This window comes from Micromonospora sp. NPDC023737 (assembly GCF_040639715.1).
GTDB lineage: Bacteria > Actinomycetota > Actinomycetes > Mycobacteriales > Micromonosporaceae > Micromonospora.
This window is the reverse complement of sequence record NZ_JBFAAL010000019.1, coordinates 1-26,425: the sequence shown is the minus strand read 5'-3', so window position 1 is coordinate 26,425 and position 26,425 is coordinate 1. Positions and strand designations below refer to the sequence as shown.

Here is a 26,425-nt window from a genome sequence, read left to right as displayed (position 1 = left end):
CCGTGCTGGTCCGTCACTCGTGACCGTGGGGCTCCCGGCCGCCGCCGGTCCACGCCGGCCGTGCTGTCGTCTCGCACCGTCGTCACCGCCGGTTCTTCGGGTCGATGGCCTCACGCATCGCCTCACCGAGCAGGGTGAAGCCGAGCGCGACGACGATGATCGCCAGCGCCGGGTAGTAGGCCAACTCGGGGCGTACCTCGAAGTAGCGGACGCCGGCGTCGCCGAGCATCGCACCCCACTCGGCCCGGTCCCGGTTGGGATCGCCGAGGCCGAGGAAGGAGAGCGACGCGGCCTCGATGATCGCGACGGAGAGCGTCAGCGTGGCCTGCACGATCACCGCCGTCATGGCGTTGGGGAGCATGTGGCGCAGGACGATGTTGTGCTCCTTCACGCCGAGCGCCCGGGCGGCGAGCACGTGGTCGCTCTCCCGTTGGGCCAGCATGGAGCCGCGCAACAGCCGGGCGAAGACCGGCACGCTGACGATTGCCACGGCCAGGATGACCGTCCACTGGCTGGACTTGCTCGCCAGCGCGACCAGGGTGATCGCCAGCAGCAGGGCCGGCAGGGCCAGCATCACGTCCGTGACCCGCATGAGGATGTTGTCCACCCAGCCACCGAAGGCGCCGGCGATCGCGCCGAGCAGTACGCCGATGGCGAGCCCGATGAGGGTGGCCAGGACGCCGACGAAGAGCGTCTGCCGGCTGCCGTAGATCAGGCGGGACAGCAGGTCCCGGCCCAACTCGTCGGAGCCGAGCGGGAATCCGTCGGTGGCTCCGGGGATGTGGTCCGCGGCGAGCCGGCTGGTCAACTCGTCGAAGCGCTGCACCGGATCGTGCGGCGCGATCAGCGGCGCGAAGATCGCCACGAGCACGAAGAGCGCGATGATGGTGGCGCCGACGATCGCCGCCGGGTTGCGCCGGAGCCGGCGCAACGCGTCCCGGAAGAGGCTCACGCCACCCTTGCCGGCGCTGGCCTGCGCCAATTCCTCCAGGCGCGCCTTCTTCCGGTCACCGAGTCGGTTGAGGCTCGCGCCGCCCGCGCGGCCCGGGCGCTCGTCCTTGCGCCGGGGGGCCGGGGTACCTGCCTGCGTGGTTGGTTCGGTCATCGCACACGCACCCTCGGGTCGATGAAGGCGTAGGAGAGGTCGACCAGCAGGTTGACCACCACGAAGACCAATGCGGCCAGCAGGATCAGCGCCTGGAGGACGGGGTAGTCGCGGCTGCCGGTGATCGAGTCGGTGATCAGGGTGCCGAGGCCGCCCCAGTTGTAGACCTTCTCGGTGAGTACCGCGCCGGAGAGCAGCGCGCCGGTCTGCAGGCCGATGGTCGTGACCACCGGTAGCAGTGCGTTGCGCAGGATGTGTCGCCCCCGGATGGTGCGGTGCCGCAGACCCTTGGCCTCGGCGGTGCGGACGTAGTCCTCGTTGAGCACGTCGAGCACGCTCGCCCGGGTCATCCGGACGATGACCGCCAGCGGGATGGTGGCGAGCGTGACCGCCGGCAGGATCAGGTGCCAGAGCGCGTCCGCTGTGGCGTCGAACTCCCGCGTGAGCAGGCTGTCGAGGACGAAGAAGCCGGTGATGTTGGTGTTGTCCAACCCGATGCCGACCCGACCGGACGGCGGGAACCAGTGGATGTTCTGGGTGAAGACGTCCTTGAGCAGGTAGCCCAGGAAGAAGATCGGGATCGAGATGCCGAGCAGCGTACCGACCACGGTCAGGTGGTCGAGGGCCCGACCACGCCAGCGGGCGGCGAGGTAGCCGAGCGGGATACCGAGACCGACCGCGACGATCATCGCGGCCAGGGCCAGCTCGACGGTGGCCGGGAAGGCCCGGCCGATCACCTCGATGACGGGATCGCCGGTGCGGATCGAGTTGCCGAAGTCCCCGGTCAGGATCCGCTGCATGAACTTGCCGTACTGCACGTGGATCGGCTGGTCGTAGCCGAGCGCCTTGGTCAGCAGGGCGCGGGTCTCGGGGGTGGCCCGCTCACCGAGCAGCGCGTCGACCGGGCCGCCGGGCAGGTTCCGCAACCAGATGAAGATCAGCGCCGACAGCGCTATCAGCGTCACCACCAGCTGTAGCAGGCGGCGGACTATGACTCGCAACATCTCTCACACACCAGACTCTCGATGGTCGCGGAATCGGCCCGGGCGGGGAAACCCCCAACCCGGGCCGATTCCGCTACGGCGTCAGCCGATCGGCGTCACTGCTTGACGCTGACGGTGTTGAACCGCTCGTCGGTCAGCGGGCTCGCCACCAGGCCATCGACGTCCTTGGTGACGACGATGGCCGGCGGGGCGTGCCAGACCGGAACGGCCGGCAGCCACTTGCTGGCGAGGTCCCGGTTGACCTGCTCCCAGGCCGCCTTCTTGCCCGCCTCGTCGACGGTGCCGTCGGCCTTGGTGATGGCGTCGAACATGTCGGTCATCGCCTGGTCGCCGAACTCGGCCTTGGCCCGGCCGAAGAACGTCCCGACGAAGTTGCCCGGGTCGTTGTAGTCACCGGTCCAGCCGAGGATGTGCAGGTCGTGCTTGCCGAACGTCTGCACGTCGTCCTTGAAGCCACCGTTCCACGGACGCGGCACACCGTTGACCTTGATGCCGACGGCCTGCAGGTCGTTGGCCAGGATGGTGAAGATCTCCTGCGGGTTCGGCATGTACGGCCGGGTGACGTCCGGCGGGTAGTAGAAGTTCAGCGTCAGGTTCTCGGCGCCGGCTTCCTTGAGCAGCTGCTTGGCCTTCTCCGGGTTGTACTCGTACTTCTGCACGTCCGGGGCGTAGCCGAGCACGGTGTCCGGCATGAGCTCGTCGGCGACCTTCGCGCCACCCGGGCCCTTGGTCTGCACCAGCTGCTGGCGGTTGAGCGCGTAGGCGATGGCCTGACGCACCCGCAGGTCCTTCAGCTTCGGGTTCTTCTGGTTGATACCCAGGTAGAGGATGTTGAAGGCCGGGCGGTCGATGACCTGGAAGCCCTCGTCGGCGAGCGCCTTGCGGTCGGCCGGGGCGGGGAAGTCGATGCCGTGGACGGTGCCGGCCCGCAGCTCCTGCTTACGGGTGTTCTCGTCCTTGATGATCTTGATGATCAGCTTGTCGACCTTGGCCTTGTCGCCCCAGTAGTCCGGGTTCCGGTTCAGGGTGATCTCACCCTTGGCCTTGTCCCAACCACCGAAGGTGAACGGACCGGTGCCGACCGGGTGCTCGTTGGCGAACGCGCTGTACGCGAACGAGTCACCGTTCTGCGTGACCGTGTCGGCGTCGTACTTCTTGAGCGCCTCGGGGCTGGCGATCGACAGCGAGGTCAGCGCGAAGGCACCGGGGAAGGCGCCCTTGTACTTGTTCAAGGTCAGGACGGCGGTGCCGTCGTCCTTGGCCTCGCACTTGTTGTAGACCGACTCACCGGCACCCTCGGCCTCGTTCTTGGCGAACCCGCCGAAGGTGTCCATGTAGTAGATCATGTTCGCCTGGGCCGCCGCGCCCTTCATGTTGTACCAGCGGTCGAAGTTGTAGCAGACCGCAGCGGCGTTGAACGGCGTTCCATCGTGGAACTTCACGCCCTGGCGCAGCTTGAAGGTCCAGACCTTGCCGGACTCGTCGTGCTCCCAGCTCTCGGCCAGGCCGCCCGTCAGCTCCGCGGTGCCTGGCTTGTGCGTGACCAGGGTGTCGAACATCTGCCGGATCGGCCGGAACGACTCACCGTCGTCGTTGAAGATCGGATCGAAGTTCTTCGGGTCACCGGCACCCGCGAAGATGAAGGTGCCGCCGGTCTTGGCCTCGCCGCTGTCGCCGTCACGCTCGCTTTCCGCGCAGCCGGCGGCACCTACCGCCAGGGCGGTGACGGCCGCGATCGCGACGGCCGTTCTAAGCCTTCTCCCCTGCATCTCTCACCTCTGTCATGCGCCTGACCACACGAAGTCGTGGCTCGGTCCGTGTGCGGGAGGCTATGACAGGTCACACAGGAAGCGGAACGCCCGCGAGGTAATCGCTATCAAGCCGACACCTTCTGACACCCGAAGGCCCACCAGAGGCCGAAGGCGACACATGATGACGACGGAAATAGGCGATTTGTCGGGTGCCTGGGTGCCATCGACCACACCCGATCAGAGCGGTACCGGGCTTGCCGCACCCTGAGTTGCGGCTCAGACGGCCCGGCGCCCCTCGAAGGCGCGGCCGAGCGTGATCTCGTCGGCGTACTCGAGGTCACCACCGACCGGCAGACCGCTCGCGAGCCGGGTGACCGCGATCCCCATCGGCTTGACCATCAACGCGAGGTAGGTGGCGGTCGCCTCGCCCTCGGTGTTCGGGTCGGTGGCGAGGATCAGCTCGCGGACGGCGCCACCGCCGAGCCGGGTCATCAGCTCGCGGATACGCAGGTTGTCCGGCCCGATCCCCTCCAACGGATTGATCGCTCCACCGAGCACGTGGTAGCGACCGCGGAACTCACCGGTCCGCTCGATCGCCACCACGTCCTTCGGCTCCTCGACCACGCAGATCACCTCGTCGGCGCGGCGCGGGTCGCGACAGATCCGGCACTGCTCGGACTCGGCGACGTTGTAGCAGCTGGTGCAGAACCGCACCAGCTCCTTGACCTTTCGCAGGGCGCCGGCCAGCCGGTTGACGTCGGCCGGGTCGGCGGAGAGGACGTGGAAAGCGATCCGCTGGGCGCTCTTCGGGCCCACGCCCGGCAGCCGCCCCAGCTCGTCGATCAGGTCCTGGATGGCGCCTTCATACATCTGCGGCTCAGAAACCCGGCAGGCCGAGGCCGCCCATGCCACCGGTGACCGGGCCCATCTTGCGCTCGGTCAGCTCCCGGGCCGCCTCTGCGGCGTTGTGCAGGGCCGCGACGACCAGGTCCTCCAGGGTCTCCACGTCCTCCGGGTCGACCGCCTTCGGGTCGATCTTGACGCTCTTGACCTCGCCGGTGCCGACGACGGTCACCGTGACCAGGCCGCCCCCGGCGGTCCCGGTCAGCTCGGCCTCGGCCAGTTCGGCCTGCGCCTTGGCGATCTGCTGCTGCATCTTCTGCGCCTGCTTCAGCATCTGCTGCATGTTCGGCTGTCCACCTGGGCGCACGATGGCTCCTTCTCGCACTCGTCTGCTGGGCCGTCGCTCAGCCTATCCGCTGGGTCCGACCGAGCCGCTCTCCGTGCCCGCTCAGCGGGCGTCCACCTCGTCGATCTTCTCAGCGCCGAGGGCCTCACGGAGCAGCCGTACCGCCTGCTCCTCGCTCGACTCCCGGGCCGTCTTCTCGTCGATCACGTCGTCCAACGGCTCGTCGCCGGGGTCGAACCCCTCGTAGACCGGGGTCGCCGGCGGTCGCCCGCCGCCGGACCGGACCGGACCGTCGTAGTCCGGGTCGTACGGCGGTTCGCCCGCCCAGTCGCTGTCCGCGGTCGGCCGGGCCGGCTGGGCGGTACGCGGACCACGGCCCGCGGCGGCGGCCCGCGCGGCGGCGATGGCGCTGCTCACCGGTGCGCCGTTGCCGTTCCCCGCCGCCGCAGCGGCGGCGTTCGCCGGAGCAGCGGTGTGCGCCGCAGGAGTGGCCTGGGTGGTGGCACCCGCCTGGGCGCCGCTCGAGGTGCCCGCCGAACCGGGCAGGCCCTCCGGAGCGGACGCCGGGCCACCGCCCGGGCGCGCCGGCTCGGGCCAGTCGTCCCCGGCACCATCACCCGTGGCGGGACCGCCGGCCGGAACCGGGGCGGCCCCACCGGGGCGGGCCGGCTCGGGCCAGTCGTCCTCGTCTTCGCCCCCGGCCGAACCGGCCACCGCCGGGCCGGACGCGCCACTCCCACGGCCGGCGGCCGGGCCGGACGCGCCATTCGCACCGGGCCGGGCAGCCGGGCCGGTCCCGCTGCGCGCACCGGACGCCGGGCCCGCCGGAGCGGGGGCAGGCGCGGTCGGACGCGGCGAGCCGGAGAGCGTCGCCGCGCCCCGCTCGCCGGCGACCTCGCAGCGGATCTGCCAGCGCCCGCCCAGCTCCTCGTAGAGGGCGTCGGTGAGCACCGCGGCGTGGTCGGACACCATCCGGGCCAGCACACCGGACTTCACCGTGAGCACCAGCGTGTCGCCGTCGAGCTCCCGCACCACGGCGTCGCGCATCAACGCGGCGATCCGCTTGTTCGTCCGGTTGACCTTGCCGACCACGTCCGGCCAGACCCGGCGTACGGCTACCGCGTCCAGGACGCCGGGCGTCTCGGCTCCCGGCCGGGGCGGCTCCGGGGTGACCGGGTCGGGCATCACCGCCGAGGGCGGCACTACCCGCCGGGACGCGTCGTCCGGACGGGCCGCCGCGGGCCGGGCCTCGGCCGGGGACTGCGGGCGGGGCGCGCCGGCACCGGGGACGTGCTCTGCGGAGGGGCTCGGTGCGGGGATGGCGGCAGCCGCCGTGGCGGGCCCGGCCGGTGCCGCGGCGTCAGCCGCGTGCGGGGCGGGGGGCGCCGGGCGTACGGCCGGGGCCGGGGCGGCCGGCGCGGAGCCGGCGGCGGCTGACGGCGCGTCGGTGCCGGCCAGGGTGAGCCGGCGTTCCATGCGTTCGAGGCGCTGGAGCAGCCCGCCGGTCGAGTCGTCGGTGCCCGGAAGCAGCATCCGGGCGCAGATCAGCTCCAGCAGCAGCCGGGGCGCGGTGGCGCCGCGCATCTCCACCAGGCCGTTGTGCACGATGTCGGCGCAGCGCGACAGGGTGCCCGGGCCGAGCCGCTGGGCCTGCGCGGTCATCCGTTCGATCTGGTCGGCCGGGCCGTCGATGAGACCCTTCGCGGCGGCGTCCGGCACCTGCTGGAGCACGATCAGGTCGCGCAGCCGTTCCAGCAGGTCGGAGGCGAACCGGCGGGGGTCGTGCCCGGCCTCGGCCACCCGGTCGACAGTGGCGTACGCGGCCGCCCCGTCCCCGGCGGCGATCGCGTCGCACATCTCGTCGATCAGCGCCGAGTCGGTGACACCCAGCAACGCGGCGGCCCGGGCGTAGGTGACCCCCTCCGGGCCGGCGCCCCCGATGAGCTGGTCGAGCACCGAGAGACTGTCCCGGGCGCTGCCACCGCCGGCCCGCACGACCAGCGGGAAGACCGCCGGTTCGACGGCGATGCCCTCGGCCTCGGTGAGCTGCTCCAGGTACGGCCGGAGCACCTTCGGCGGGATCAGCCGGAACGGATAGTGGTGGGTCCGCGACCTGATCGTGCCGAGGACCTTCTCCGGCTCGGTGGTGGCGAAGATGAACTTGACGTAATCCGGCGGCTCCTCGACCAGCTTGAGCAGGGCGTTGAAGCCGGCCGACGAGACCATGTGCGCCTCGTCGATGACGTAGATCTTGAATCGGCTGCGGGCCGGCGCGAAGACCGCCTTCTCCCGCAGTTCGCGGGCGTCGTCGACACCGCCGTGGCTGGCCGCGTCGATCTCGATGACGTCGATCGAGCCGGCGCCGTCGTTGGCCAGCGACCGGCAGGACTCGCACTGCCCGCACGGTTCCGGTGTCGGGCCCTGCTCGCAGTTGAGCGAACGGGCGAGGATCCGGGCGCTGGAGGTCTTGCCGCAGCCGCGGGGGCCGGAGAAGAGGTAGGCGTGGTTGAGCCGGCCGCTGCGCAACGCCTGCGACAACGGCTCGGTGACGTGCTCCTGACCGATGACCTCGGCGAACGTACGCGGCCGGTACTTGCGGTAAAGGGCCAATGCCACCCGTCCCGCCTCCTCTCGACCGAGCCATTCTGCGCCGGTACGCCCCGGGTGACCACCCACCCCGCCGCTGGCGAGGGTCCGCGCGCTTGATCAACTCGACTTCACGGGTGTCGGGGTGTCAGCGCGTGGAGAACGCCCCGACTTCACTGAGCTCGAGTTGATCGAGGGGACCCGAAACAGAAGGGCCCCCCGTGCACCCGTCAGAGCCCGCTTATCCTTGCTGCCTTCCGGCCCTGGGGAGGTTCACGAGATGCACGCCGCACGGGGGGCTCGTCAAGCGTACCCGACCTCCGGTCGATCTTCAGGGGGTGGTGGGGTGGCCCACCCGCCGGGTGCCTGTATTCTGGCTCGCGGAGGATTCGCCTAGAGGCCTAGGGCGCACGCTTGGAAAGCGTGTTGGGTTTACACCCTCACGAGTTCGAATCTCGTATCCTCCGCTCACCTGAGCAGCACGAACGACAGGGCCGGCCCCACGGGGACCGGCCCTTCGTCGTACCTGCGACCACACTCGTCCCACCCGCCGTCTCACTTCTTCCCCGTTCCGGCCGACCGGACGGCCACCCCGACGATGGCCGCGACGGTGGCCCCCGACGGCAGCTGCTGACGGCGGCGACCACGGACGAGGATCGCCAGGTGGGACCTCTCGCCCGTAATCTCCGGCTTCGTCGGGCATTGACCACTTCGGCCTGGTTCGGCGGAGTCGGGCTCGGCTGGCGGCCCGCCTGACATCGCCGCGATACTGGCGGGCGTGGGAGGACGGGCACGGCGGGGTGATTCACGCGATCCACAGGCGCGGCCGTCCGTCGTACACATGTTCTATCCACAGGCTGTGGATCCAGGAGCAGACCGGTGAGTTACCAGCTCAGCGCGGTGATCGCTGACATCGATCTGTTGCGCGAGCACACCGCCGAGCTGGATCACGCGGTCCTCGGGGAGCTGCGGCAGGACTTCGCACTGCTACCGGTCACTCCGCAGCTGGTCGAGGAGCTGACCGGTGCCTTACCGGACTACTCGGTCGAGGAGCGCACCGACGAGCACCCGTTCGACCTGGTCCTCGGCACGGCACTGGCCACGACGCTGGCCCGCTGGTCCGGGCGGGGCCCGGTGGCGTACGTGGAGGCGGAGTTCGCCGGCGGGTTCGGGTACCAGTCGGCGGTGGTCTGGCTCGGCGGCGCGCTGAGCTGGGGACCGCGCTTCGACAGGACGCTCGACAGCCCGCGGGCGGGGTGGCCGATCAACGCCGCCCTCGTCGAGCTGGGCGTCGAGCCCGGGCCGTGGATCGACGCGTTCGCGGAGCTGGGGCTGCACCTGGAGCGGAACACCGACGGCTGGCTGGCCCACGGGCGGCGACGGCTGAGCGCCGACTACTGGGACGAGCTCGCCGAGGAATGGGAAGAGGAGCAATCCGGGCGCTGAGCGCGCAACCTAGCCGTCCCGGCGTTAGGGACCCTGGGGAAAGCCAGGAAATAGCGACAATTTGCCCCTGACTGCCTGACTGCCTGACTGCCGGGCGGCTGGCGGCTGGCGGCTGGCGGCTGGCATCGTCTCGGGCAGTCCGCCGAACGCTCCCGCATTCGGTCCACACAGCGGACGGTGCCGGCCGGCGAGGTCCTCGACCTGGACGGCCCGCCCGACGTCGAGTTCGGCGACACCGAGGACGAGCTGGCCCGCCCAGTGTCCTGGGTGCGGACGTGGGAGGTTGCGGTCGGACGCTGACCGGACACGGCACGACCAGCCCGGTCTTCATCGACGACCGGCTGGTGCCGCTCTGGCTCGACGACTCGGCGCGAACCACGGAAGGGGTCGGCGTCGGCGGCCCGGTCAAGCAGGTCCGGACGCGCTATCCCGAGCTGACGGCGCTGTGCGCTCCACAGGAGACGTACCGGCTCGACGGCCTGCTCGTCCGTGATGCCGAGCCGGCCCATCTCTTCCTGCCCGGCGGCCGAATCGTACGAAAGGTCAATGCGGGCTACGCGGAGTGGGCCGAACGTCTCTCCGCAAGCACAAACGCCCCCGCTGCCGTGAGACAGCGGGGGCGTTCCGGTGAAGGTCAGGCGTCGAAACGAACCCGACGGCGGCGAATCAGCATGAGCGCCCCACCACCAAGCAGCAGAACCCCACCGGTAGCGGCGAGCGCAACGCCGTTGATGCCGGTGACGGGAAGCCCGCCACCCGCACCCGGGGCGGGAGCGGCGCTGGTGGACGCAGACGCGGTCGGGTCGGCCGTCGGCTCCTCGGTCGACCCACTCGTCGGCATGAGCGGGTTGGACTCGCAGCCAATCCCCGGCGTGCCCGTGTTGCCATCCAAGCCCCACGGGTCGTTGCTCACATCCACCAACGTGACCCGGTACTTCACATCAGAGCAGTTGACCGCGCCGGAAGGGTTGGGGAAGTCGGCGCACAGGTTCTGCGTCGTGCCGGTGTAGACGTACGCCTCGCAGTCGCGCGGCTCCGCGGGCTCGCTGGTCGGCGGAGTGGTCGGCGTCGTCGTCGGTTCAGCGCCCGGCTCCACGGCCTGGAAGTCGACCAGGTCACCGGCGATCCGCAGATTCGACACCACGACCGTCCCGTCGGTGCTGTTGTCGTACACCACGCCGGCCTGGCCGATCGTGCCGGCCGCCGGGACCGTGAACGATATGACGCCCTCCTCACCGCACTGCGTGCCAGCGGCGATGTTCGCGTCCCACGAGTTGGTGTTGCTGCCGTCCACGACCACGAAGACACGCGGAGCACCGCCGCCGCATACCGCCCCGTCGGACAGCTCGATGGAGAAGCTGACCTCGTCGCCGGCCTCGACATCGACGCCGAGGTTCGCGGCCTCGACCGACGTGTTGCCACCGACCAGCTTGACCGAGTGCTCACCCGTTATGGACGACTCACCGTTCGCGGTCCACACCGGGTCACCGGGGTCGGCCTGGGCGGGGCCGGCCAGTGCCAGGGTCGTGAGGGCGAGCGCGCCAACCGCGGCGCCGACAATCCTGAGCGTGCGCATGGAACTCCTTGGTTAAGAGTTGCTCCCCCGCGTCGGCGGGAGCATGGGCAGTCCGATCCGACTCATGACCGTCAGGACCAGGCACAACCCGAGGGACATTACTCTGAGTCGCCAGTTAACGACGGTAATGCGTTCGGTCGAGTTCGGTCGGCCGCGCGGCCCGCAGCCTGCACGCCGTACGACAGAGCGAATCGACTGTTCAGTCACGCCCAACCGTCCACATCGGCAACCGCGGGGCGCTCATCTCGCCCGACTCCTGGCCGCCTACCTCGATGGCGCGCTCGGCAGGACGGCCCGCCGTGGTCGCCACGGACGAGCTGCGGGCGAACCAGGAGTTCGAGGTGTCGGCGTCCGTCTTCGCCGAGGGCGGCAGCCCGGCGGAGGACGTCGCGGTCCGGCTCCCGCTCCCGCCGACCGTCGAGTTCCTCTCCGTCGATGCCGGCGGCCCCGCCTGGGCCTGGCGGCTGAAGGCGACGACAGACCGGTTCGTCGAGTGCACCCGTGACCACTGGGACATCGCCACCGACCGGCTCAACCTGCAGGTGAGACTGAGACCATCAGCAGGGCTGCTCCAACCGGTCGGACATGAAGGCCCGGGTCCTACCATGACGCAGTGCTACTCGCTGATTGGTTGTCCGACGTGTGGGCGCGGACCCGAACGGTGCGGGTTCTCGAAGGTGGTCTGAACGGCGGCCCCTTGGCCCATCGTCAGGTGCTGGTCGAACTGGTCGGCCAGGCTCGGATCAGCAGGGCGCGGGACCTCACTACGAGCGGGCAGCTCACCGGCGACATCTGCCGATGCCTGGGAAGTTTGACGCTTGCCCTGTACGACAGCGACGACACGGTCATCGGTAGCGCCACCATCCACGGACACGGCAGCGTCTCGTGGGAGCGATCCAGGTTCGCCAACGACCTGGACGTTGCTGATCCCACCGCCCTGACCCTGTTCCTGTCCGAGTGTGGCGTCACCGGGATCCTCGTGACCCTGTTCACCGACCTCGTCATGGCCCTCGGGTACTACGAGCAGCCAAAGAAGCCGCAGTTCCGCCCCGCCGGCCGCCCGGCGTTGCTGGCAGACCGGCAAGTGCCTGAGGTACTCCGCGGCGAACTGGTCGGCATCGCCGGCAACACCGCCGCCGAGCTTCCCGAGGAGCGGGTACATGAACTTGCGCGGCGACTTGCGCACGTCGAACCGGATCCAGGCGCCCGTGCTGACTCGCTGCTGAACTGGCTGGGGCGACTGTCGTATCCCACGGAGGCGCTGTGGGGTGAAGGCGTCCTCGTGCGTCGGCTGCTGGCCACGCTGCCTGAGCCGAACATCGCGGCTGCAGCGGCTGCGGGCGAGCCGACCGTGACACTGGGTGCGCTCAACTGGGCAGCTCACCAGTCAGACAACCGCGCGATCGCCGCCGCGATCGCCCCCGCCCTGCGTCGCTTGCTGCCCTGAGGGCAGTACCGCTCCGCTTACCTGGACGCGGCGTAGGACACATCGGCCAGGCCAGGCGGGCGCAACCCACAACTGAGACCGCACCGAGACCACAAAACGAAACGCCTGGCTGATCCCTTCGGACCGGCCAGGCGTTTCGCCTGTTACTGGCGGTGGCGGCGGGATTTGAACCCGCGGAGGGCGTAAACCCTCACACGCTTTCGAGGCGTGCTCCTTAGGCCACTCGGACACACCACCGCCGAGTAGGGTACAGGACCACTGGTTCCGATGCCGAACCGGTGTCGGCCCACCGCGCCTGGCAGGATCTTTGCCATGAGTACGCACATCGGCGCGAAGCCGGGAGAGATCGCCGAACGGGTCCTGATGCCGGGCGACCCGCTGCGGGCCAAATGGATCGCGGAGACCTACCTCGAGGACGCTCAGTGCTACTCGACCGTCCGGGGGATGCTGGGCTTCACCGGCCGCTGGAAGGGGGTCGACGTCTCCGTCCAGGGCTCCGGCATGGGCATGCCGTCCGCCTCGATCTACGCCCACGAACTGATCAACGAGTACGGCGTGAAGTCGCTGATCCGGGTCGGCTCGTGCGGAGCGCTGCGGGAGGACCTGAAGCTCCGGGACGTGATCGCCGCCATCGGGTCGTCCACCGACTCGAACATGAACCGGATGCGCTTCGACGGGCTGATCGACTACGCGCCGGTGGCCGACTTCGGCCTGCTGCGCACTGCCGTCGAGGTGGCCGAGCGGCAGGGCATCACCATGCACGTCGGGCCGATCCTGGCCGCTGACGCGTTCTACACCGACCGGCCCGACCTGTACGACACCCTCGCCGACTACGGCGTGCTGGCCGTGGAGATGGAGTCCGCCGCGCTCTACACGATCGCGGCCCGGTTCAAGGCGCGGGCGTTGACCGTGCTGACCGTCAGCGACCACATCAAGACCGGCGAGAAGACCACGTCCGCGGAGCGTGAGCAGACCTTCAGCCAGATGGTCGAGATCGCCCTGGACACGATCATCAGCTGATCTCCGCCACCACACCTGCGCCCCGCCCGTCCCCCCGGACCGGCGGGGCGCACTCATCCCGGGTGCCGGTAGGTCCCTCGGCGTCACACACATCACCAACACCGTCGATCATGAAGTTGGCGACGCGACACGCCGTGCCGGGCGCCGCTAACTTCATGATCGACGCGGCCGGAAGCGTGAGGAGGCGTGCGCCCGGGGGGCCCGGGGGGGTGAGGGTTGGGGGTTAGCGGAAGAAGGCGCGGAGGATGGCGGCGGTCTCATTCTCCAGCACTCCGCCGTAGACCTCGGGACGGTGGTTGACCCGCCGGTCGCGCAGCACGTCCCAGAGGGACCCGACCGCGCCCGTCTTCGGCTCCCAGGCGCCGAAGACCACTGTCGAGATCCGGGCCAGCGCCAACGCCCCGGCGCACATGGTGCAGGGTTCCAGGGTGACGACCAGCGTGCAGTCGTCCAGCCGCCACCGCCCGAGCCGCTGCGCGGCTCGGCGCAACGCCAGCACCTCGGCGTGTGCGGTCGGGTCACCGGTCAGTTCACGCTCGTTACGGCCGAACGCCAGCTCGGTCCCGTCCGGGCCGTAGACCACCGCGCCGACCGGCACGTCCTCGACGGCGTCCGCGCCGTCGGTCCGATCGGCGCTCGGGGCACCGGCCGCCGGGCCGGTCACCGCGACTTCCAGCGCCCGGCGCATCCACAGCTCATGGCGCTGCCGCCGACCCAGCTCACCCGGATCGGCGAGTCCCTCGTCGGCCCCCGGGCCGACCCGTCCGGCGCGGCCAGGCGTCGGCTGACCGGGGCGTACCGTCCCGAGGGCCGGGTCGGTGGCGTCCGCCGGTTCACCACCCAACGGGAGAAGCGGCTCGCCGCCGGTCGGCGGAACCGCGTCGCCACCCATCGGGTCAGACCTCACGCAGCTCCTCGACCTGGTCGGCACAGCCCAGCACCTGGCAGACCTCCGCGGTCACGTCGGCGGGCAGCAGCCCCTCCTCAGCGCAGAGCGAAAGCAGCTTCTGGGCGGAGATGCCGAGGTCGGCCAGGAGGTCCGCGTCGCCGACCGGGTCGGCCTCGGGGTCCACGGCCGGCTGCTCGCTCTCCTCCTCGCCACCGCCGCTGGGGCGGGGCTCGTCCACCTCGTCCAGCCCGGTGACGGAGGTCTTCAGGTCACCGACGAGCAGCGCGCCCAGCCGCGACTCCTCCGCGTACCCCGAATCGGAGCCGAAGACGCGCAGGTCCTCACCCTCGTCGAGCCGCATGATCACCAGATACGTGTCGTCGGCCTCGACGAAGAGCAGCGACAGGTCGGCGTCCTGATCGACGTCCCGCAGGCGGTCCGCGACCTCGTCGATGTCGGTGGCCCCTCGCAGGTTCACCTCGGCGGCCGTCCAGTCGCCGTCATCGCGCACCACGGCCGCAGCGAAGTACGACACGATCCCCCCAATTGCCTCGGCACAGCACGCCGACTCGTTACGCGTGCACGTTATCCGGTCGGGTCGGCAGGCGGCCGGTCAACGCCCCGACGGGCAGCTCAATACTGACAAAGTCATGGCCGTCTCAGCCGGCCAGCCGCCGCCTCGTGGCGATCAGCTGTCGTAGCCGCTCGGTACGCACCCGCTGCGGGCGTTCGCGCTGGCGTACCGCCCGGGCCCCGGCCAACTCGGCGAGGACTTGCAGGCGACGGCGGCTGCGTTCCGGGTCGAGCCGCGGTGTGGTCCAGGCCATGCCGTCGAGCGTGCCGAGTCCACACACGCACGTCAAGCCGGGTTCCGGAGCGCAGCCGGGCGGCCACGCGACGCAGTCACCAGAGCGGCCAGTTCCCGCTGGTCGCCCACCGCACGGCCACCACCGCGGCGGCGATGCTCCACCCGCCGGCGGTCACGATCGCGATCCCGGCGGCGGCTCCACGGTCGCCGTGCCGGACCAGCACCAGGGCCGTCAGCCAGGCCAGCAGCCCGGCCAGCAACGTCCACCAGGCGTAGCCCGCCACGTCCGTGCCGAGCAGCCCGAACAGCAGCAGCCAGGCGAGGGCGGCACCGCCGCCCGCCGCGACACCGACGCCGGTGACCGGGTGCGGTTCGCGGTAGGTGGGCCGGGTGGGTGGCCCGGCCGGAAAGAGCCCCGAGGGGGTACGCGCAGACGGGCGGTACGCGGCACCCGGGTCGTACGGAAGGGGCTGGTGCCCGGTCGTCACGCCTCGCCTCCCCTCAGCCGCAGCACTCGTCTCACCGTACCGACTCTGCCAGGATGACCGAATGCCGTCGCCGACGATCAGACGCCGCGCGTACCCGGTCCTGCTGCTGCTCGCCACGGCGCTCGCCGGCGGCTGCGCGTCGACCCGGCCGGGGGTGCCGCCGGCCGGCACGGTACCCCCGCCGCCGAGCGCCCCGGCCAGCGCGGACCAGCCGGCGGCACCGGGATCGGCCGGCCCGACGGCGCCGGGCACCGCCCCCGCGTCGAAGACCACGCCGCGCGCCGAGCCGCGGCACGTCTTCCCGGTCCGCACCGGCAAGGTCGCCTACCACAAGACGCACTCCGGTTACCCGGCGACGGACATCTTCGCCGACTGCGGCGAACCGGTCGTCGCAGTCACCGACGGTACGATCCTCGAGGTGAGCCGGGTGGACCGGTTCGACAAGCGGGGCCCGCTCGGGCCGAACAACGGTGGGCTGTCGGTGTCGCTGCTCGGTGACGACGGGGTGCGTTACTACGGCTCGCACCTGAGCGCGATCGCGGGCGGCGTGGACGCCGGTGTGCGGGTACGTGCCGGTCAGAAGTTGGCCGAGGTGGGCCGCACGGGCAACGCGAACAACGTCTGCCATTTGCACTTCGGCATCTCCCCGCGTTGCTCGGGTCAGGACGGTTGGTGGATCCGCCGGGGCGTGGTCTGGCCGGCGCGCTACCTGGACTCGTGGCGCAAGGGCGGCAACCGGGGTCCGGCTTCCGAGGTCACCACCTGGCAGCGGCGGCACGGCTGTCCGAAGGCTCCCTGATAGGCGCTCCGGCGACTGGCGCGGTCTCCGTGAACGTTTCCGAGCGCTGCACTAGGTTCGATGGGATGAAGGCCCGGGACCCCATCGCCGACCTGCGGCGGATCGCGTTCCTCCTGGAGCGCGCGAACGAGGCGACCTACCGGGTACGGGCGTTCCGCTCCGCGGCCAGGTCGCTCGCCGCCCTTCCGCCGGCCGAACTGGCCGAGCGGGCGAAGGCCGGCACCCTCACCGAACTGCCGGGCGTCGGCGATGTCACGGCGCGCTGCGTGGCCGAGTCGCTCGCCGGCGAGGAACCGGTCTACCTGCGCCGGCTGGTCGCCACCGAGGGCAGCGACCTGGACGCCGAGGCGACCGCCCTGCGTACGGCGCTGCGCGGTGACTGCCACACGCACTCCGACTGGTCGGACGGCGGATCGCCCATCGAGGAGATGGCGCTGGCCGCGGTGGAGCTGGGACACGAATATCTGGTGCTGACCGACCACTCGCCCCGGTTGACGGTGGCCAAGGGGCTGACCGCCGATCGGCTGCGCCGCCAGCTCGACCACGTGCAGAAGGTGAACGAGGCGCTTCCCGAGGGCTTCCGGATCCTCACCGGCATCGAGGTGGACATCCTCGCCGACGGTTCCCTCGACCAGGACGAGAAGCTACTGGCGCGACTCGACGTGGTGGTCGGCTCGGTGCACAGCGGCCTGAACGACGAGCGGTCGAAGATGACCCGGCGGATGCTGACCGCGATCGTCAACCCGCACCTGGACGTCCTCGGGCACTGCACCGGCCGGATGGTCTCTTCCCGACCGGCCGGCGTCACCGGGCCGGGCGACCGCGGGCACCGGGCCCGTACCCGCAAGGAGAGCGACTTCGACGCGGACGCCGTCTTCGCCGCCTGCGCTGAGCACGACGTGGCCGTGGAGATCAACTCGCGGCCGGAGCGGCAGGACCCACCGAAGCGGCTGATCCGCCGGGCGCTGGAGGCGGGCTGCCGCTTCGCCATCAACACCGACGCCCACGCCCCCGGTCAGCTGGACTGGCAGCGCTTCGGCTGCGAGCGGGCGGCCCGCTGCGGCGTCCCCGCCGACCGGGTGATCAATACCTGGTCGGCGGATCAGCTCGTCGACTGGGCCCGCCGGCACTCCTGACCGGATCGCCGCCCGACGGCCACGCCACCACCGCCCGAGCCGGCCGGCGGGCGGCAGGCGCTCGGGCGGCGGGCTAGTGGGCGGCGGGCGTTCGGGCGGGGGCCGCCGGCGCTTCGACGCCGACCGTCGCCGGACGCCGCCGGCCGAGCAGGCCCTGCGACACGGCGACGCCGATCAGCACGATCAGCGCGCCGACCGGCTGGTGCCAGTTGAGCCGCTCGCCGAGGGCCACGGCACCGATCAGCACCGCGAACACCGGAATCAGGTAGGTCACGGTGGAGGCCGTGCTCGCCCCGGCGACCCGGATGTTGCGCATGTTGATGACGAAGGCGAGACCGGTGCCGAGCGCACCGAGCGCCAGCACGCTGGCCACCACCCGCGGCGACAGGTCGGTCGGCAACGGTGGCGCCCCGGCCACCAGCGGAGTGACGACCGCCAGCTGCACCGTGGCGAGCAGCAGCTGCGCGGCGGAGAGCGAGAGGCCGGAGTGGGTGGTGCCCGCGACGAAGCGCTTCTGGTAGGGGATCGCGACGCCGTAGCAGGCGGCCGCCCCGAAGCACATCAGCTGGCCGGCGAAGTGCGATCCGCCGACGCCCTCCCAGACGCCGAGCACCACCAGCACGCCGGCGAACCCGAGGGCGAGGCCCACCGCCCGGCGCGTGGTGAGCCGCTCGGTGCGGAAGACCAGCACCGCCAGCGGCAGGACGATCAGTGGGGTGGTGGCGTTCCAGATGCCCGCGAGCATCGACTCGACCCGCTGTTCGCCGTAGCCGAAGAGCGTGAACGGGACGGCCACGCCGAACGCGGCCACCACGAAGAGGTGCGCCCAGACGCGCGGCTCCCGGGGCAGCCGATCGCGCAGCACGGCGAGCACCACCAGCAGGGTGAGGGCTCCGGTGACGACTCGATAGAGAGTGAGCTGCAGGGGGTGGAGCTCCTCGACGCCGACCTTGATGAACAGGAAGCTGGACCCCCAGATCGCGGCCAGGGCGAGGAAACCGGGCAGCCAGCTACGAGGTGCCGGCCGGTCAGGAGCGGAGTGCTCAGTCACCCCTGACACTCTGCCGAATGGGTACGACGATGTCGCGCGACTTTCGGACAGGATGCCCCACCCCCTTCTCCGATCTGGCTCGACCCGGCGGACCGGCTGCCCCGAACACGGCAAACGCAGTCGACACGGGGCAGGACAGGTCACGTAGGGTCGCCACGTGGGACGAATCGACGAACTCGCGAACCGCTACGTGGCCGAATGGGCGCCGCTGAGCCCGACCGGGGCCACCTACGTCGGCATCGCCGGATATGACGACAAGCTGGACGACCTGACGCCCGAGGGGTACGAGTCCCGGGCCGAACTGACCCGCCGCACCCTGGCCGACCTGGACGTGACCGAGCCGGAGACCGAGACGGAACGGACCGCCAAGGAGGCCATGCAGGAGCGGCTCGGCCTCGATCTGGCGCGCTACGAGGCGGGGGAGACGACCAGCGAGGTCAACGTCATCGCCAGCGGCCTGCACGACATCCGGATGGTCTTCGACCTGATGCCGACCGAGGGCGAGGACGCGCAGGCCAACATCGCGTCCCGGCTGAACGGCTTCGCGGCCGCCTTGGACGGCTACAAGACCACGCTGCGTGAGGCAGCCGCCGCCGGGCACATCAGCTCGAAGGTGCAGCTGACCGAGGTGGCCAAGCAGTGCGACATCTGGGTCGACCCGAACGGCGACAACTTCTTCCACGGCCTGGTCGAGCGACTGGGCGCGGACGGCAGCGTCGGCGCCGAGCTTCGCCGGGGCGCGGCCGCAGCCACCGCGGCCACCGCCGAGTTCGGCCAGTTCCTCCGCACCGAGCTCGCCCCGCAGGGGCGGGACAAGCAGGCCGCCGGCCGGGAGCGTTACGAGCTGGCGTCGCAGTACTTCCTCGGTGCCAAGATCGACCTGGACGAGACGTACGCCTGGGGCTTCGCGGAGCTGGCCCGCCTGGAGGGCGAGATGCGGCAGGTGGCCGCGCGGATCGCCGGCGCGGGCGCAACGGTCGACGAGGCCGTGGCGAAGCTGGACGCCGACCCGGCGCGGACGATCCGGGGCAAGGAGGCGTTCCGCGACTGGATGCAGGCGCTCGCCGACAAGGCGATCAGCGAACTGCACGGCACCCACTTCGACATCCCGGAGCAGGTACGCCGGATCGAGTGCTGCCTGGCGCCGACCAGCGACGGCGCGATCTACTACACCGGGCCGAGCGAGGACTTCTCCCGCCCGGGGCGGATGTGGTGGGCGGTGCCGCAGGGCATCAGCGACTTCTCGACCTGGCGCGAGGTGACCACGGTGTACCACGAGGGGGTGCCGGGTCACCACCTCCAGGTCGCGCAGACCGCCGTCCGGGCCGACCTGCTCAACCGCTGGCAGCGGCTGCTCTGCTGGGTCTCCGGGCACGGCGAGGGCTGGGCGCTCTACTCGGAGCGGTTGATGGACGATCTGGGCTACCTGGAGGACCCGGGCGACAAGCTCGGCATGCTCGACGGGCAGGCGATGCGGGCAGCCCGCGTGATCGTCGACATCGGCATGCACCTGGAGTTGGAGATCCCGCTCGACAACCCGTTCGGCTTCCACCCCGGCGAGCGCTGGACGCCGGAGCTGGGCTGGGAGTTCATGCGCGCGCACTGCCGGGTGCCCGACGAGAACCTGCGCTTCGAGTTGAACCGCTACCTGGGCTGGCCGGGGCAGGCGCCGTCGTACAAGGTGGGCGAGCGCATCTGGCTCCAGGCCCGGGACGAGGCGAAGGCCCGCAAGGGCGCCGACTTCGACCTCAAGGAGTTCCACCGGCAGGCCCTCGACCTGGGTGCGCTCGGTCTGGACCCGCTCCGCCAGGCACTCGCCCGGCTCTGACCACCGCTCGTCGGGCTACGGCCGGGGTACCCGCGATCCGCGGCACCCCGGCCGCAGCCGGCGCTCCTCAGGTCAGGTCGATGTGCAGGGGCCCGATGCGCTCCTTCGCGGTCAGCGTGTCGCAGGCGATGTACGCCAGGTCGATCTCGACATCGGTGAAGGTGATGGGCACCGGCGAGGTGACCGGTATCCCGTCCGGGAGCGGCAGGTCCGGGGTGAGCGTGACCTCCACGCCGGCGAGCCGCCCCACGTACCGGGTGGCGTAGAACGCCACCTCGCCCTTCACGACCAGCTGCTTGGTGACGTACCGGACGGTCTTTCCCTCCGGGCCGCCCACCTTGAGCACGAAGTCGTTCGTGACGGCCTTGTCCATGGTGAACATCAGCGTCTTGAGCTTGCCGTCGCTGGTGTCCAGCTCGACGATTCCCGCGAAGTGCAGGCCGGTCATGATCTGCTTCGAACCGGTGAGCTTGCCGGGCTTGGCGGCGACCTTCGGCAGGTCCTGGTCTGCGGCGATCCTGGGCAGCGGCTTGCCGACCTCGACCGGTTTGGGCTTGCCCGGGGTCGGCGCCTCGCAGGTGTCGCGGGCCGGCCCGCCCGGTTTCGACGAGGTGCCCGGCTGTCCACCTGGCGAGGCCGCCCGCGTCGGCGTGCCCGTGCTGCCCGATGGCGTGGTGGTCGAGGGTGATGCATCGCGGTCGTCCGGGTCGTCTCCGGTGAGCAGGCCGGTGATCCCGTCGACGATGTCGGTCAGCAGGTTGCCGTCCGACGATTCATCCGGATCGGAGGTACTGCTGCTCGACGCCGAAGGGCTCGGCGAACTCGGCGCGGTCGGCTTCACCGTCGGTTTCGCAGTCGCCGTCGGGTTCGCGGTCGCCGTCCGCGCCGGGCAGGCCGGGGCGGCGACCGCCGGCTCCACGGGGCGGAGCCCGACCAACCCGGCCGCGACGGCCGCCGTCGTGACGAACAGGATCGCGTACGTCTTCGGGTCCCGGTGCCGGCCGCCGGCCGCCGGCGGCTCCGGGTCGCCGGCCGGCAGACCCTGGGTGGTCTCCGTCCCGGCGGACGGTTCGGCAGGTGCCGGTTCCCGCAGCGGGTTGCGGGGCTGCGGCGGCACGTCGGCGAGGACGCCGGTGGGCTCCTCAGCACGCTGCCGCGGCATCAGCTCGTCCACGAGCGCGGTCTCGTCGGCGTCGGCCGTTCCCGTCCCGGGCTCCTCCGTGGAGTTCGTCGTCGCGGACAGCTCCGCGGTGTCCCGCGGAGCAGCCGGTGTTCTGCGCGGAACCCAGGCGAAGCCGAGCGCGCTGCCGACCATGCCGAGCAACAGGCCGATGAAGAAGCCGCCGAGGTTCACGCCGATCAGCGAGTAGACGGCGGTCACTGCCGCGACCACGGCGTAGAAGGTGCGCTGCGCCGGGCTGAACCAGAAGAGCAGCCCGCAGGTGATCAGGATGGCCGGGATCAACCAGGTCAGGAAGCCGGTCGGCCCCATCTTGAAGGTGAGGCCGTTGAGGCTCATCTGCGTGCTGCCGAAGATCTCCAGGCCGGCCAGCATGGTGAAGAGACCGCCCCAGAACGGCCGCTGCCGCCGCCAGCGGCGGAATCCGCGCCACGCCCGACCCAGCCAGCCGAACGGGTTGGAGCGGACTTCTTGCGACTCGGCGGTTGTCACGTACTCCTCCTGGCAGTGCTGACGGGGTGGGACATGGTCGAGGCCCGCGGAGGGCACCCTCCGCGGGCCTCGGCGTCAGATCACTTCGGGTCCGGGAAGCATTCCTTCGCCTTCTCGCCGACGTTGACCTTGAGCTTGAGGCCGGTGAGGTTGAAGGTGCCGGCGCTGGTCGAGCGGGCCACCTGCCGGAGATCATTGATGACCACCCGGTCCGCGCTCTGCCCGAAGGACTTCTTCACGGCGTGCTCGTTCAGGTCGGTCGCGTCACGGCCGATCTGGATGTTGGTGAACGTCGCTTCGCCCTCGAGGGAGTCCATGTCGATCAGCAGGCCCTTGGCCCTCGCCGGCTTGCCGTCACCACCGGCGTTGATGGTGAGCACGATCTTCATCCCCGGAACGCTGGCGTTGACGGACTGGCAGAGGTCGTAGAGCCGGGCGTCGGCGATCTCGGACACCGCGACCGGGTGGAGGGTGCCGTCCTTCTCCTTGGCGATGCCGCCGTACTGCTCGAAGCCGTCGCCCACGAGTTTCGAGGCGCCGACCTTGAACGTCTGGCCGGACACGTCGAACGAGGCGGCGATGGCACCGTTCGCCATGCCGAAGACGATGGCGCCGGCTACGGCGGTCGCCGGAACCATCATGGCGGCGAAGCGACGCCACCTGGTACCACCGCCGGGTTGGCGGTCTTCCGATTCACTCACGGGTCCTCCTCGACGGGGATGTCGTCACGAATCAGGGACGCGACTCGGACGGGAGATCGGGGCAGCTGCGGGGCCGTCACCGACGGGCTGCGCAGTACGCGGATGGATGTTCCCGCGAAGCGACCTAGCTCACAAGACCCTTGCTACTGACCGGTAACCCATTCGTGGTAGGGAAGCCCTCGGGTATCACCAAGCGTTGCGACCAGGTACCGCACTGGTGAGTGACAACCTGGTCATACCGGGATCAGGCGGGCGGCAGGCTTCACCCGAGGTAGCCACAGCGGACGCGAGTCACAGTTCGGTAACGAACAGCTGTCAATGCGCTGAGGATGCCGGAACCTCCGCCGACCGGGCGGCCCGACCGGACGTACGGGTCAGGCAGGCCGGCCGGTGGCAGCGAGCCACGACCCGAGCAGATGGCGGTCGATCGAGTCGATCCGGCCGAGTCGCCCCGCGGCCGCCCGGGCACGCAGTTCGTCCGGGGTGAACCAACGCGCCTCCAACAGCTCGACGCCGTCCACCTCGACCTCCTCGGACAGGGCTGTGGCGCGGAAGGCGACCATGAGGCCGGCCGGGAACGGCCACGCCTGCGACCCCTGGTACGCGAGGTCGGTCACCTCGACGCCGACCTCCTCGGCGATCTCCCGGCGTACCGCGTCCTCCAGGCTCTCGCCCACCTCGACGAACCCGGCCAGAGTCGAGTAAGACCCCTCCGCCGCACCCGCGTGTCGGGCCAGTAGGCAGCGCTCGGCACCATCGGGCGCCTGGACCAGCACGATGACGGCCGGCTCGATGCGGGGGAAGAACAACCGCCCGCACTCCGGCGCCGAGCACACCCGCACGTGCCCGCCGTTCCGAGCGGTGGTGCGCGCGCCGCAGCTGCCGCACCAGCGCTGCTGCCGGTGCCAGTGGAACAGCCCCCGCGCGTACGCCTGAGCGGCCGCGTCAGCCGGATGGAGACGACCGGCCAGCCTCCGCACGTCCACCGCCGACACCGCACCGGCCAGCGCCAGGGCGTCCGCCTCGGAGTGCCGGGTGAGGTCCGCCCCGAACACCGCCGCGCCGCCGTCCAAGCCGAGGAAGACCGTCTCGGCCGCAGCGGCGAGGACCTGGGTCGCGGCGACGCCGGTGAGCCGGACCGGAGCCTGCTCGGCGGTCACCAGGCAGCGGTCGTTCCAGAGCGGCAGCACCGTGGTCCGCTCGTCGGCGCGCAACGCCGCCAACCGTTCGCTGTCGGCGCGCAGCGCACCCGCCCGGTCGAGCCACCCACCGCCGTAGGCGAACACCACGTCGTCGATCCGCACGCCGTCACGTTGCCACGTCCCGTCGGCGACCGCCAGGACCACGGAGGGGGCCGGCCGCCGGCTACTACGGCGGCCTACCAGCTACTCGGCACGCGACACGCCGCACGACACGCGGTGCACGGCGGACCCGACGACGACTGCCGGACCCGCCCCGGCGTTGGTTACCGTAGGTGTCCGTTCGGGGAGGGTCCCCGGTGACACGTCCGATCGAGGTTGCTGTGACGCTGTACGGCGCGAACCGTCCGCCCGCCGACGACCGTCCCACCGTGCAGGTCACCGCGGTCACCTGGCCCATCGAGGAGCCCGCGCCGCCGGCGCCGGTGACGCCGCGTCCCCGACGCCGGGTCCGGCTGCTGGTCGCGGTGGCCGGCGCCGCCGCCCTACTCGGTGCCGTGGCAGGCGTCGGCGCCTACGCGTACGCCGGTGACGTGCCGCGCGGCACCACGGTGCTCGGGACGGAGCTGGGCGGCCGGAGCCGCGCGGAGGCGGTCCGGGAGCTGCAGGCCGAGGTTGACCGGCGCAGCGCCGATCTCGCGAAGCCACTCGTCGTCCGCGTGGGGGAGCGGACTGTCGAAATCGTCCCCGGCGAGGTCGGCCTGGCCGTGGACGTGCCCGCGAGCGTGGCGGCGGCAACGGGCGCCTCGGCGCACCTGGTGAACCGGCTGGTCGGCTCCCGGTCGGTGCAGCCGGTGGTGTCGGTCGACGTCGACCGACTGCACTCCGCCCTGCAGAAGGCGGCCGGCGACCAGAGCCGAAAGATGACCATGCCGGCGATCACCTACACCGGCACGACCCCGAAGGTCGTGTACCCGAAACCAGGCCTGGCGCTCGACCCGCGTCTTTCGGGCGACGCGGTCCGGACCGGTTGGCTCACCGGCCGGCCGGTGACCGTACCGCTGATCGAGACGAACCCGGCCACCAGCGGCGAGGAAGTGGACCGGCTGGTGACCGAGCTGGCCCGGCCGGCTGTCGGCGCGCCGGTGAAGCTCACGACCGGCAAGGGCTCGGTGAGCATCCCGCCGAAGGCGATCGCCAAGAGTCTGCGGTTCACCGCCGACCAGACCGGGAAGCTGACCCCGCGGGTGGACGTGAAGCGGCTACGCGCCGCGCTCGGTGACGACCTGTCGACCGTCGAGGTGGCCCCGAAGAACGCCCGGATGGCCATCACTGGTGGTCGGCCGAAGGTGGTCGACCCCGGCCGCCCCGGTCAGCAGTTGGACAACGCGAGGCTCGGCCAGGACCTGCTCGCCGTCCTACCCAAGGCCAAGGGGCGCGAGGTGACCGGGACGCTCGAACCGGCGCAACCGGAGCTGACGGCGGAGAAGCTCGGCAGCCTGGGCATCAAGGAGAAGGTCTCCTCGTTCACCACCCGGTTCACCGGCGGGCTGTCGTCGTCGCGCAGCCAGAACATCGTGACCATCGCGCGGGACGTCGACGGCACCGTGGTGCTGCCCGGCGAGACGTTTTCGCTGAACGGACACACCGGTGAGCGCGGTTACGCGCAGGGCTACCGGGACGCGCCCGTCATCCTCGACGGGAAGCTGGTGCCCGGCGTCGGCGGCGGCACCTCACAGTTCACCACCACACTCTTCAACGCCACGTACTACGCGGGTCTCGAGGACGTCGAGCACAAGCCGCACTCGTACTGGTTCGACCGGTACCCGGCGGTCATCGAGTCGACGATCTTCTGGCCGGACCTGGACTTCAAGTTCCGCAACAACACCAAGCACGGGCTGCTGATCGACACCTCGCACACCTCGAGCACGATCACGGTCTCGATCTGGAGCACGAAGATCTACGACAGCGTCAAGACGGAGTACGGCCCGCGTCGCAACATCACCACGCCGAGGACCATCCACCTGGAGCCGGGCCCGTCCTGCATCCCCAGCAACGGCATCAACGGCTTCACCCAGGACGCCTTCCGGGTGATCCGCAAGGACGGCAAGGTGATCAAGCGGGAGAAGTTCAGCTGGCGCTACGACGCCGAGCCCCGCTATCTCTGCGGCGGACAGCCCTGACGGTCGTCACCGCCCGCGCTTCCCGCGGTACGCGCGTCAGGTCCATGACCACCCGCTTGGCGTCGGGGTCGTCGCCGGCCGTCGGCAGGGCGATCCGACCGGCGGCGCCGGCTGGGCTGCCGTCCTCCAGCAGATGCTGGGCGGCGATGGTGTTGGACGCCTTGACCAGGCGGGCACCGCAGAGGTGTTCGGCCGTCCACCGGCTCGATGCCTAGCCGTCCACCAGTTCCGGGATGTCGCCGTCGCGGTCCGGGTAGTAGTTGTCGGCGTCGATCACGAGCGTCCCGGCGAACAGCTCGCGCGGTAGGTCTCCGGCACCGCCATCAGTGGAACACCGACGTGTCTGGAGCCGATGACGCCGATTCTCATGGCCGCTCCTCTGCGGGCGTTGTCGAGACCCGAGATCCGCGCTCGACGCCACCGGTAGGGCCACCGGAGATTCGCGGGATCGGCGGATGGCGTCCGCACCGTCCCTGATTTGCCGTGGAAACGCGTTCAGGGCCACCCCAAGTTTGGGGTGACCCTGAACGGAAAGAATGTCCGGCGGTGTCCTACTCTCCCACACCCTCCCGAGTGCAGTACCATCGGCGCTGGAGGGCTTAGCTTC

Annotated in this window: 24 protein-coding genes, 2 tRNA genes, 1 other RNA gene and 1 pseudogene; 10 read left to right on the top strand and 18 right to left on the bottom strand. The window is 70.8% G+C overall.

Annotated elements, in window-relative coordinates; genetic code table 11:
• Nucleotides 1–82: 82 nt before the first annotated feature.
• The 7 genes from AB0F98_RS27800 to ffs all read right to left on the bottom strand — a co-directional run bounded on the left by AB0F98_RS27800 (nt 83) and on the right by ffs (nt 7,938).
• Nucleotides 83–1,105: an ABC transporter permease gene (locus tag AB0F98_RS27800; protein ID WP_357741147.1), complete on the bottom strand. Its 1,023-nt coding sequence runs from the start codon at nt 1,103–1,105 to the stop codon at nt 83–85.
• Nucleotides 1,102–2,109, bottom strand: coding sequence for an ABC transporter permease (locus AB0F98_RS27795; protein ID WP_357741144.1), 1,008 nt, complete (start codon nt 2,107–2,109; stop codon nt 1,102–1,104). Before AB0F98_RS27795 ends, AB0F98_RS27800 begins: the two co-directional genes overlap by 4 nt.
• Before the next feature lie 95 nt (nt 2,110–2,204).
• Nucleotides 2,205–3,878 (bottom strand): ABC transporter substrate-binding protein, encoded by a 1,674-nt coding sequence (locus tag AB0F98_RS27790; protein WP_357741141.1) that lies wholly within the window; start codon nt 3,876–3,878, stop codon nt 2,205–2,207.
• Between the two features lie 258 nt (nt 3,879–4,136).
• Nucleotides 4,137–4,730 (bottom strand): recombination mediator RecR, encoded by a 594-nt coding sequence (gene recR / locus AB0F98_RS27785; RefSeq protein WP_076467244.1) that lies wholly within the window; start codon nt 4,728–4,730, stop codon nt 4,137–4,139.
• A gap of 7 nt (nt 4,731–4,737) precedes the next feature.
• A complete protein-coding gene (locus AB0F98_RS27780) occupies nt 4,738–5,046 on the bottom strand; it encodes a YbaB/EbfC family nucleoid-associated protein (RefSeq protein WP_217696722.1) in 309 nt (102 codons plus the stop codon).
• Nucleotides 5,047–5,151: 105 nt separating this feature from the next.
• Nucleotides 5,152–7,665 carry a DNA polymerase III subunit gamma and tau gene (locus AB0F98_RS27775; protein ID WP_357741137.1) on the bottom strand — a complete coding sequence of 838 codons (2,514 nt, stop codon included), beginning with the start codon at nt 7,663–7,665 and terminating at the stop codon, nt 5,152–5,154.
• Nucleotides 7,666–7,843: 178 nt separating this feature from the next.
• An RNA gene (ffs, locus tag AB0F98_RS27770) (signal recognition particle sRNA small type) lies at nt 7,844–7,938 on the bottom strand.
• Between the two features lie 79 nt (nt 7,939–8,017).
• On the opposite strand from ffs, the gene AB0F98_RS27765 reads away from it, so the two are divergent.
• The 3 genes from AB0F98_RS27765 (at nt 8,018) to AB0F98_RS27755 (ending at nt 9,381) form a co-directional block, all read left to right on the top strand.
• Nucleotides 8,018–8,102, top strand: a tRNA-Ser gene (locus AB0F98_RS27765).
• Nucleotides 8,103–8,514: 412 nt separating this feature from the next.
• Nucleotides 8,515–9,081, top strand: coding sequence for a hypothetical protein (locus AB0F98_RS27760; protein WP_357741133.1), 567 nt, complete (start codon nt 8,515–8,517; stop codon nt 9,079–9,081).
• A gap of 177 nt (nt 9,082–9,258) precedes the next feature.
• Entirely contained in the window at nt 9,259–9,381 is a 123-nt protein-coding gene (locus AB0F98_RS27755; protein ID WP_357741130.1) for a hypothetical protein, read from the top strand.
• Between the two features lie 334 nt (nt 9,382–9,715).
• Here the strand turns inward: AB0F98_RS27755 and AB0F98_RS27750 are convergent, their stop codons facing one another.
• Nucleotides 9,716–10,657, bottom strand: a complete 942-nt coding sequence (locus AB0F98_RS27750; protein WP_357741127.1) for an LPXTG cell wall anchor domain-containing protein — start codon at nt 10,655–10,657, stop codon at nt 9,716–9,718.
• Nucleotides 10,658–10,956: 299 nt separating this feature from the next.
• Here AB0F98_RS27750 and AB0F98_RS27745 point away from each other — a divergent pair, with 299 nt between their 5' ends.
• Both AB0F98_RS27745 and AB0F98_RS27740 read left to right on the top strand, forming a co-directional pair.
• The gene (locus AB0F98_RS27745) at nt 10,957–11,343 is read left to right on the top strand and encodes a hypothetical protein (RefSeq protein ID WP_357741124.1); all 387 of its coding nucleotides are present in this window, start codon (nt 10,957–10,959) and stop codon (nt 11,341–11,343) included.
• A gap of 26 nt (nt 11,344–11,369) precedes the next feature.
• A complete protein-coding gene (locus tag AB0F98_RS27740; RefSeq protein WP_357741122.1) occupies nt 11,370–12,104 on the top strand; it encodes a hypothetical protein in 735 nt (244 codons plus the stop codon).
• 147 nt (nt 12,105–12,251) lie between these two features.
• Here AB0F98_RS27740 and AB0F98_RS27735 read toward each other — a convergent pair.
• A tRNA-Ser gene (locus AB0F98_RS27735) sits at nt 12,252–12,341 on the bottom strand.
• A gap of 75 nt (nt 12,342–12,416) precedes the next feature.
• Here AB0F98_RS27735 and deoD point away from each other — a divergent pair.
• Nucleotides 12,417–13,124, top strand: a complete 708-nt coding sequence (gene deoD / locus AB0F98_RS27730; protein ID WP_350784109.1) for a purine-nucleoside phosphorylase — start codon at nt 12,417–12,419, stop codon at nt 13,122–13,124.
• A 223-nt stretch (nt 13,125–13,347) separates the two neighbouring features.
• On the opposite strand, the gene AB0F98_RS27725 is transcribed toward deoD, so the two are convergent.
• The 4 genes from AB0F98_RS27725 to AB0F98_RS27710 form a co-directional block, all read right to left on the bottom strand.
• Nucleotides 13,348–13,812 (bottom strand): nucleoside deaminase, encoded by a 465-nt coding sequence (locus AB0F98_RS27725; protein ID WP_357741311.1) that lies wholly within the window; start codon nt 13,810–13,812, stop codon nt 13,348–13,350.
• A gap of 208 nt (nt 13,813–14,020) precedes the next feature.
• Nucleotides 14,021–14,548 (bottom strand): tRNA adenosine deaminase-associated protein, encoded by a 528-nt coding sequence (locus AB0F98_RS27720; RefSeq protein ID WP_357741118.1) that lies wholly within the window; start codon nt 14,546–14,548, stop codon nt 14,021–14,023.
• A 124-nt stretch (nt 14,549–14,672) separates the two neighbouring features.
• Nucleotides 14,673–14,840 carry a hypothetical protein gene (locus AB0F98_RS27715; RefSeq protein WP_357741115.1) on the bottom strand — a complete coding sequence of 56 codons (168 nt, stop codon included), beginning with the start codon at nt 14,838–14,840 and terminating at the stop codon, nt 14,673–14,675.
• A 76-nt stretch (nt 14,841–14,916) separates the two neighbouring features.
• Nucleotides 14,917–15,309 carry a hypothetical protein gene (locus tag AB0F98_RS27710; protein WP_357741112.1) on the bottom strand — a complete coding sequence of 131 codons (393 nt, stop codon included), beginning with the start codon at nt 15,307–15,309 and terminating at the stop codon, nt 14,917–14,919.
• A gap of 61 nt (nt 15,310–15,370) precedes the next feature.
• On the opposite strand from AB0F98_RS27710, the gene AB0F98_RS27705 reads away from it, so the two are divergent.
• On the top strand, nt 15,371–16,108 hold the full coding sequence (locus tag AB0F98_RS27705; protein WP_357741109.1) for a M23 family metallopeptidase: 738 nt from the start codon (nt 15,371–15,373) through the stop codon (nt 16,106–16,108).
• Nucleotides 16,109–16,173: 65 nt separating this feature from the next.
• Complete coding sequence (locus AB0F98_RS27700) at nt 16,174–17,244, top strand: PHP domain-containing protein (RefSeq protein WP_357741106.1); 1,071 nt, start codon at nt 16,174–16,176, stop codon at nt 17,242–17,244.
• 73 nt (nt 17,245–17,317) lie between these two features.
• Here the strand turns inward: AB0F98_RS27700 and AB0F98_RS27695 are convergent, their stop codons facing one another.
• Entirely contained in the window at nt 17,318–18,295 is a 978-nt protein-coding gene (locus tag AB0F98_RS27695; protein WP_357741103.1) for a DMT family transporter, read from the bottom strand.
• 157 nt (nt 18,296–18,452) lie between these two features.
• Between AB0F98_RS27695 and AB0F98_RS27690 the strand changes: the two genes are divergently transcribed.
• Complete coding sequence (locus tag AB0F98_RS27690) at nt 18,453–20,123, top strand: DUF885 domain-containing protein (RefSeq protein ID WP_357741100.1); 1,671 nt, start codon at nt 18,453–18,455, stop codon at nt 20,121–20,123.
• A 67-nt stretch (nt 20,124–20,190) separates the two neighbouring features.
• Here AB0F98_RS27690 and AB0F98_RS27685 read toward each other — a convergent pair whose 3' ends face one another.
• The 3 genes from AB0F98_RS27685 to nudC form a co-directional block, all read right to left on the bottom strand.
• Nucleotides 20,191–21,795 (bottom strand): DUF6114 domain-containing protein, encoded by a 1,605-nt coding sequence (locus tag AB0F98_RS27685; RefSeq protein ID WP_357741096.1) that lies wholly within the window; start codon nt 21,793–21,795, stop codon nt 20,191–20,193.
• An 80-nt stretch (nt 21,796–21,875) separates the two neighbouring features.
• Complete coding sequence (locus tag AB0F98_RS27680; protein WP_357741308.1) at nt 21,876–22,436, bottom strand: DUF6230 family protein; 561 nt, start codon at nt 22,434–22,436, stop codon at nt 21,876–21,878.
• A 434-nt stretch (nt 22,437–22,870) separates the two neighbouring features.
• Nucleotides 22,871–23,800, bottom strand: coding sequence for an NAD(+) diphosphatase (gene nudC / locus AB0F98_RS27675; RefSeq protein WP_357741093.1), 930 nt, complete (start codon nt 23,798–23,800; stop codon nt 22,871–22,873).
• Between the two features lie 218 nt (nt 23,801–24,018).
• Between nudC and AB0F98_RS27670 the strand changes: the two genes are divergently transcribed.
• Nucleotides 24,019–25,818, top strand: coding sequence for a VanW family protein (locus AB0F98_RS27670; protein WP_357741305.1), 1,800 nt, complete (start codon nt 24,019–24,021; stop codon nt 25,816–25,818).
• Nucleotides 25,819–26,029: 211 nt separating this feature from the next.
• On the opposite strand, the pseudogene AB0F98_RS27665 reads toward AB0F98_RS27670, so the two are convergent.
• Nucleotides 26,030–26,425 (bottom strand): annotated as a pseudogene (locus AB0F98_RS27665) (hypothetical protein); the annotation flags it as partial.

Excerpts from the sequence above, each read along its gene's own strand:
- AB0F98_RS27800 (WP_357741147.1), bottom strand. The coding sequence starts at position 1,105 with ATGACCGAACCAACCACGCAGGCAGGTACCCCGGCCCCCCGGCGCAAG.
- AB0F98_RS27795 (WP_357741144.1), bottom strand. The coding sequence starts at position 2,109 with ATGTTGCGAGTCATAGTCCGCCGCCTGCTACAGCTGGTGGTGACGCTG.
- AB0F98_RS27790 (WP_357741141.1), bottom strand. The coding sequence starts at position 3,878 with ATGCAGGGGAGAAGGCTTAGAACGGCCGTCGCGATCGCGGCCGTCACC.
- recR (WP_076467244.1), bottom strand. The coding sequence starts at position 4,730 with ATGTATGAAGGCGCCATCCAGGACCTGATCGACGAGCTGGGGCGGCTG.
- AB0F98_RS27780 (WP_217696722.1), bottom strand. The coding sequence starts at position 5,046 with ATGCAGCAGATGCTGAAGCAGGCGCAGAAGATGCAGCAGCAGATCGCC.
- AB0F98_RS27750 (WP_357741127.1), bottom strand. The coding sequence starts at position 10,657 with ATGCGCACGCTCAGGATTGTCGGCGCCGCGGTTGGCGCGCTCGCCCTC.
- deoD (WP_350784109.1), top strand. The coding sequence starts at position 12,417 with ATGAGTACGCACATCGGCGCGAAGCCGGGAGAGATCGCCGAACGGGTC.
- AB0F98_RS27725 (WP_357741311.1), bottom strand. The coding sequence starts at position 13,812 with ATGCGCCGGGCGCTGGAAGTCGCGGTGACCGGCCCGGCGGCCGGTGCC.
- AB0F98_RS27715 (WP_357741115.1), bottom strand. The coding sequence starts at position 14,840 with ATGGCCTGGACCACACCGCGGCTCGACCCGGAACGCAGCCGCCGTCGC.
- AB0F98_RS27705 (WP_357741109.1), top strand. The coding sequence starts at position 15,371 with ATGCCGTCGCCGACGATCAGACGCCGCGCGTACCCGGTCCTGCTGCTG.
- AB0F98_RS27700 (WP_357741106.1), top strand. The coding sequence starts at position 16,174 with ATGAAGGCCCGGGACCCCATCGCCGACCTGCGGCGGATCGCGTTCCTC.
- AB0F98_RS27680 (WP_357741308.1), bottom strand. The coding sequence starts at position 22,436 with ATGATGGTTCCGGCGACCGCCGTAGCCGGCGCCATCGTCTTCGGCATG.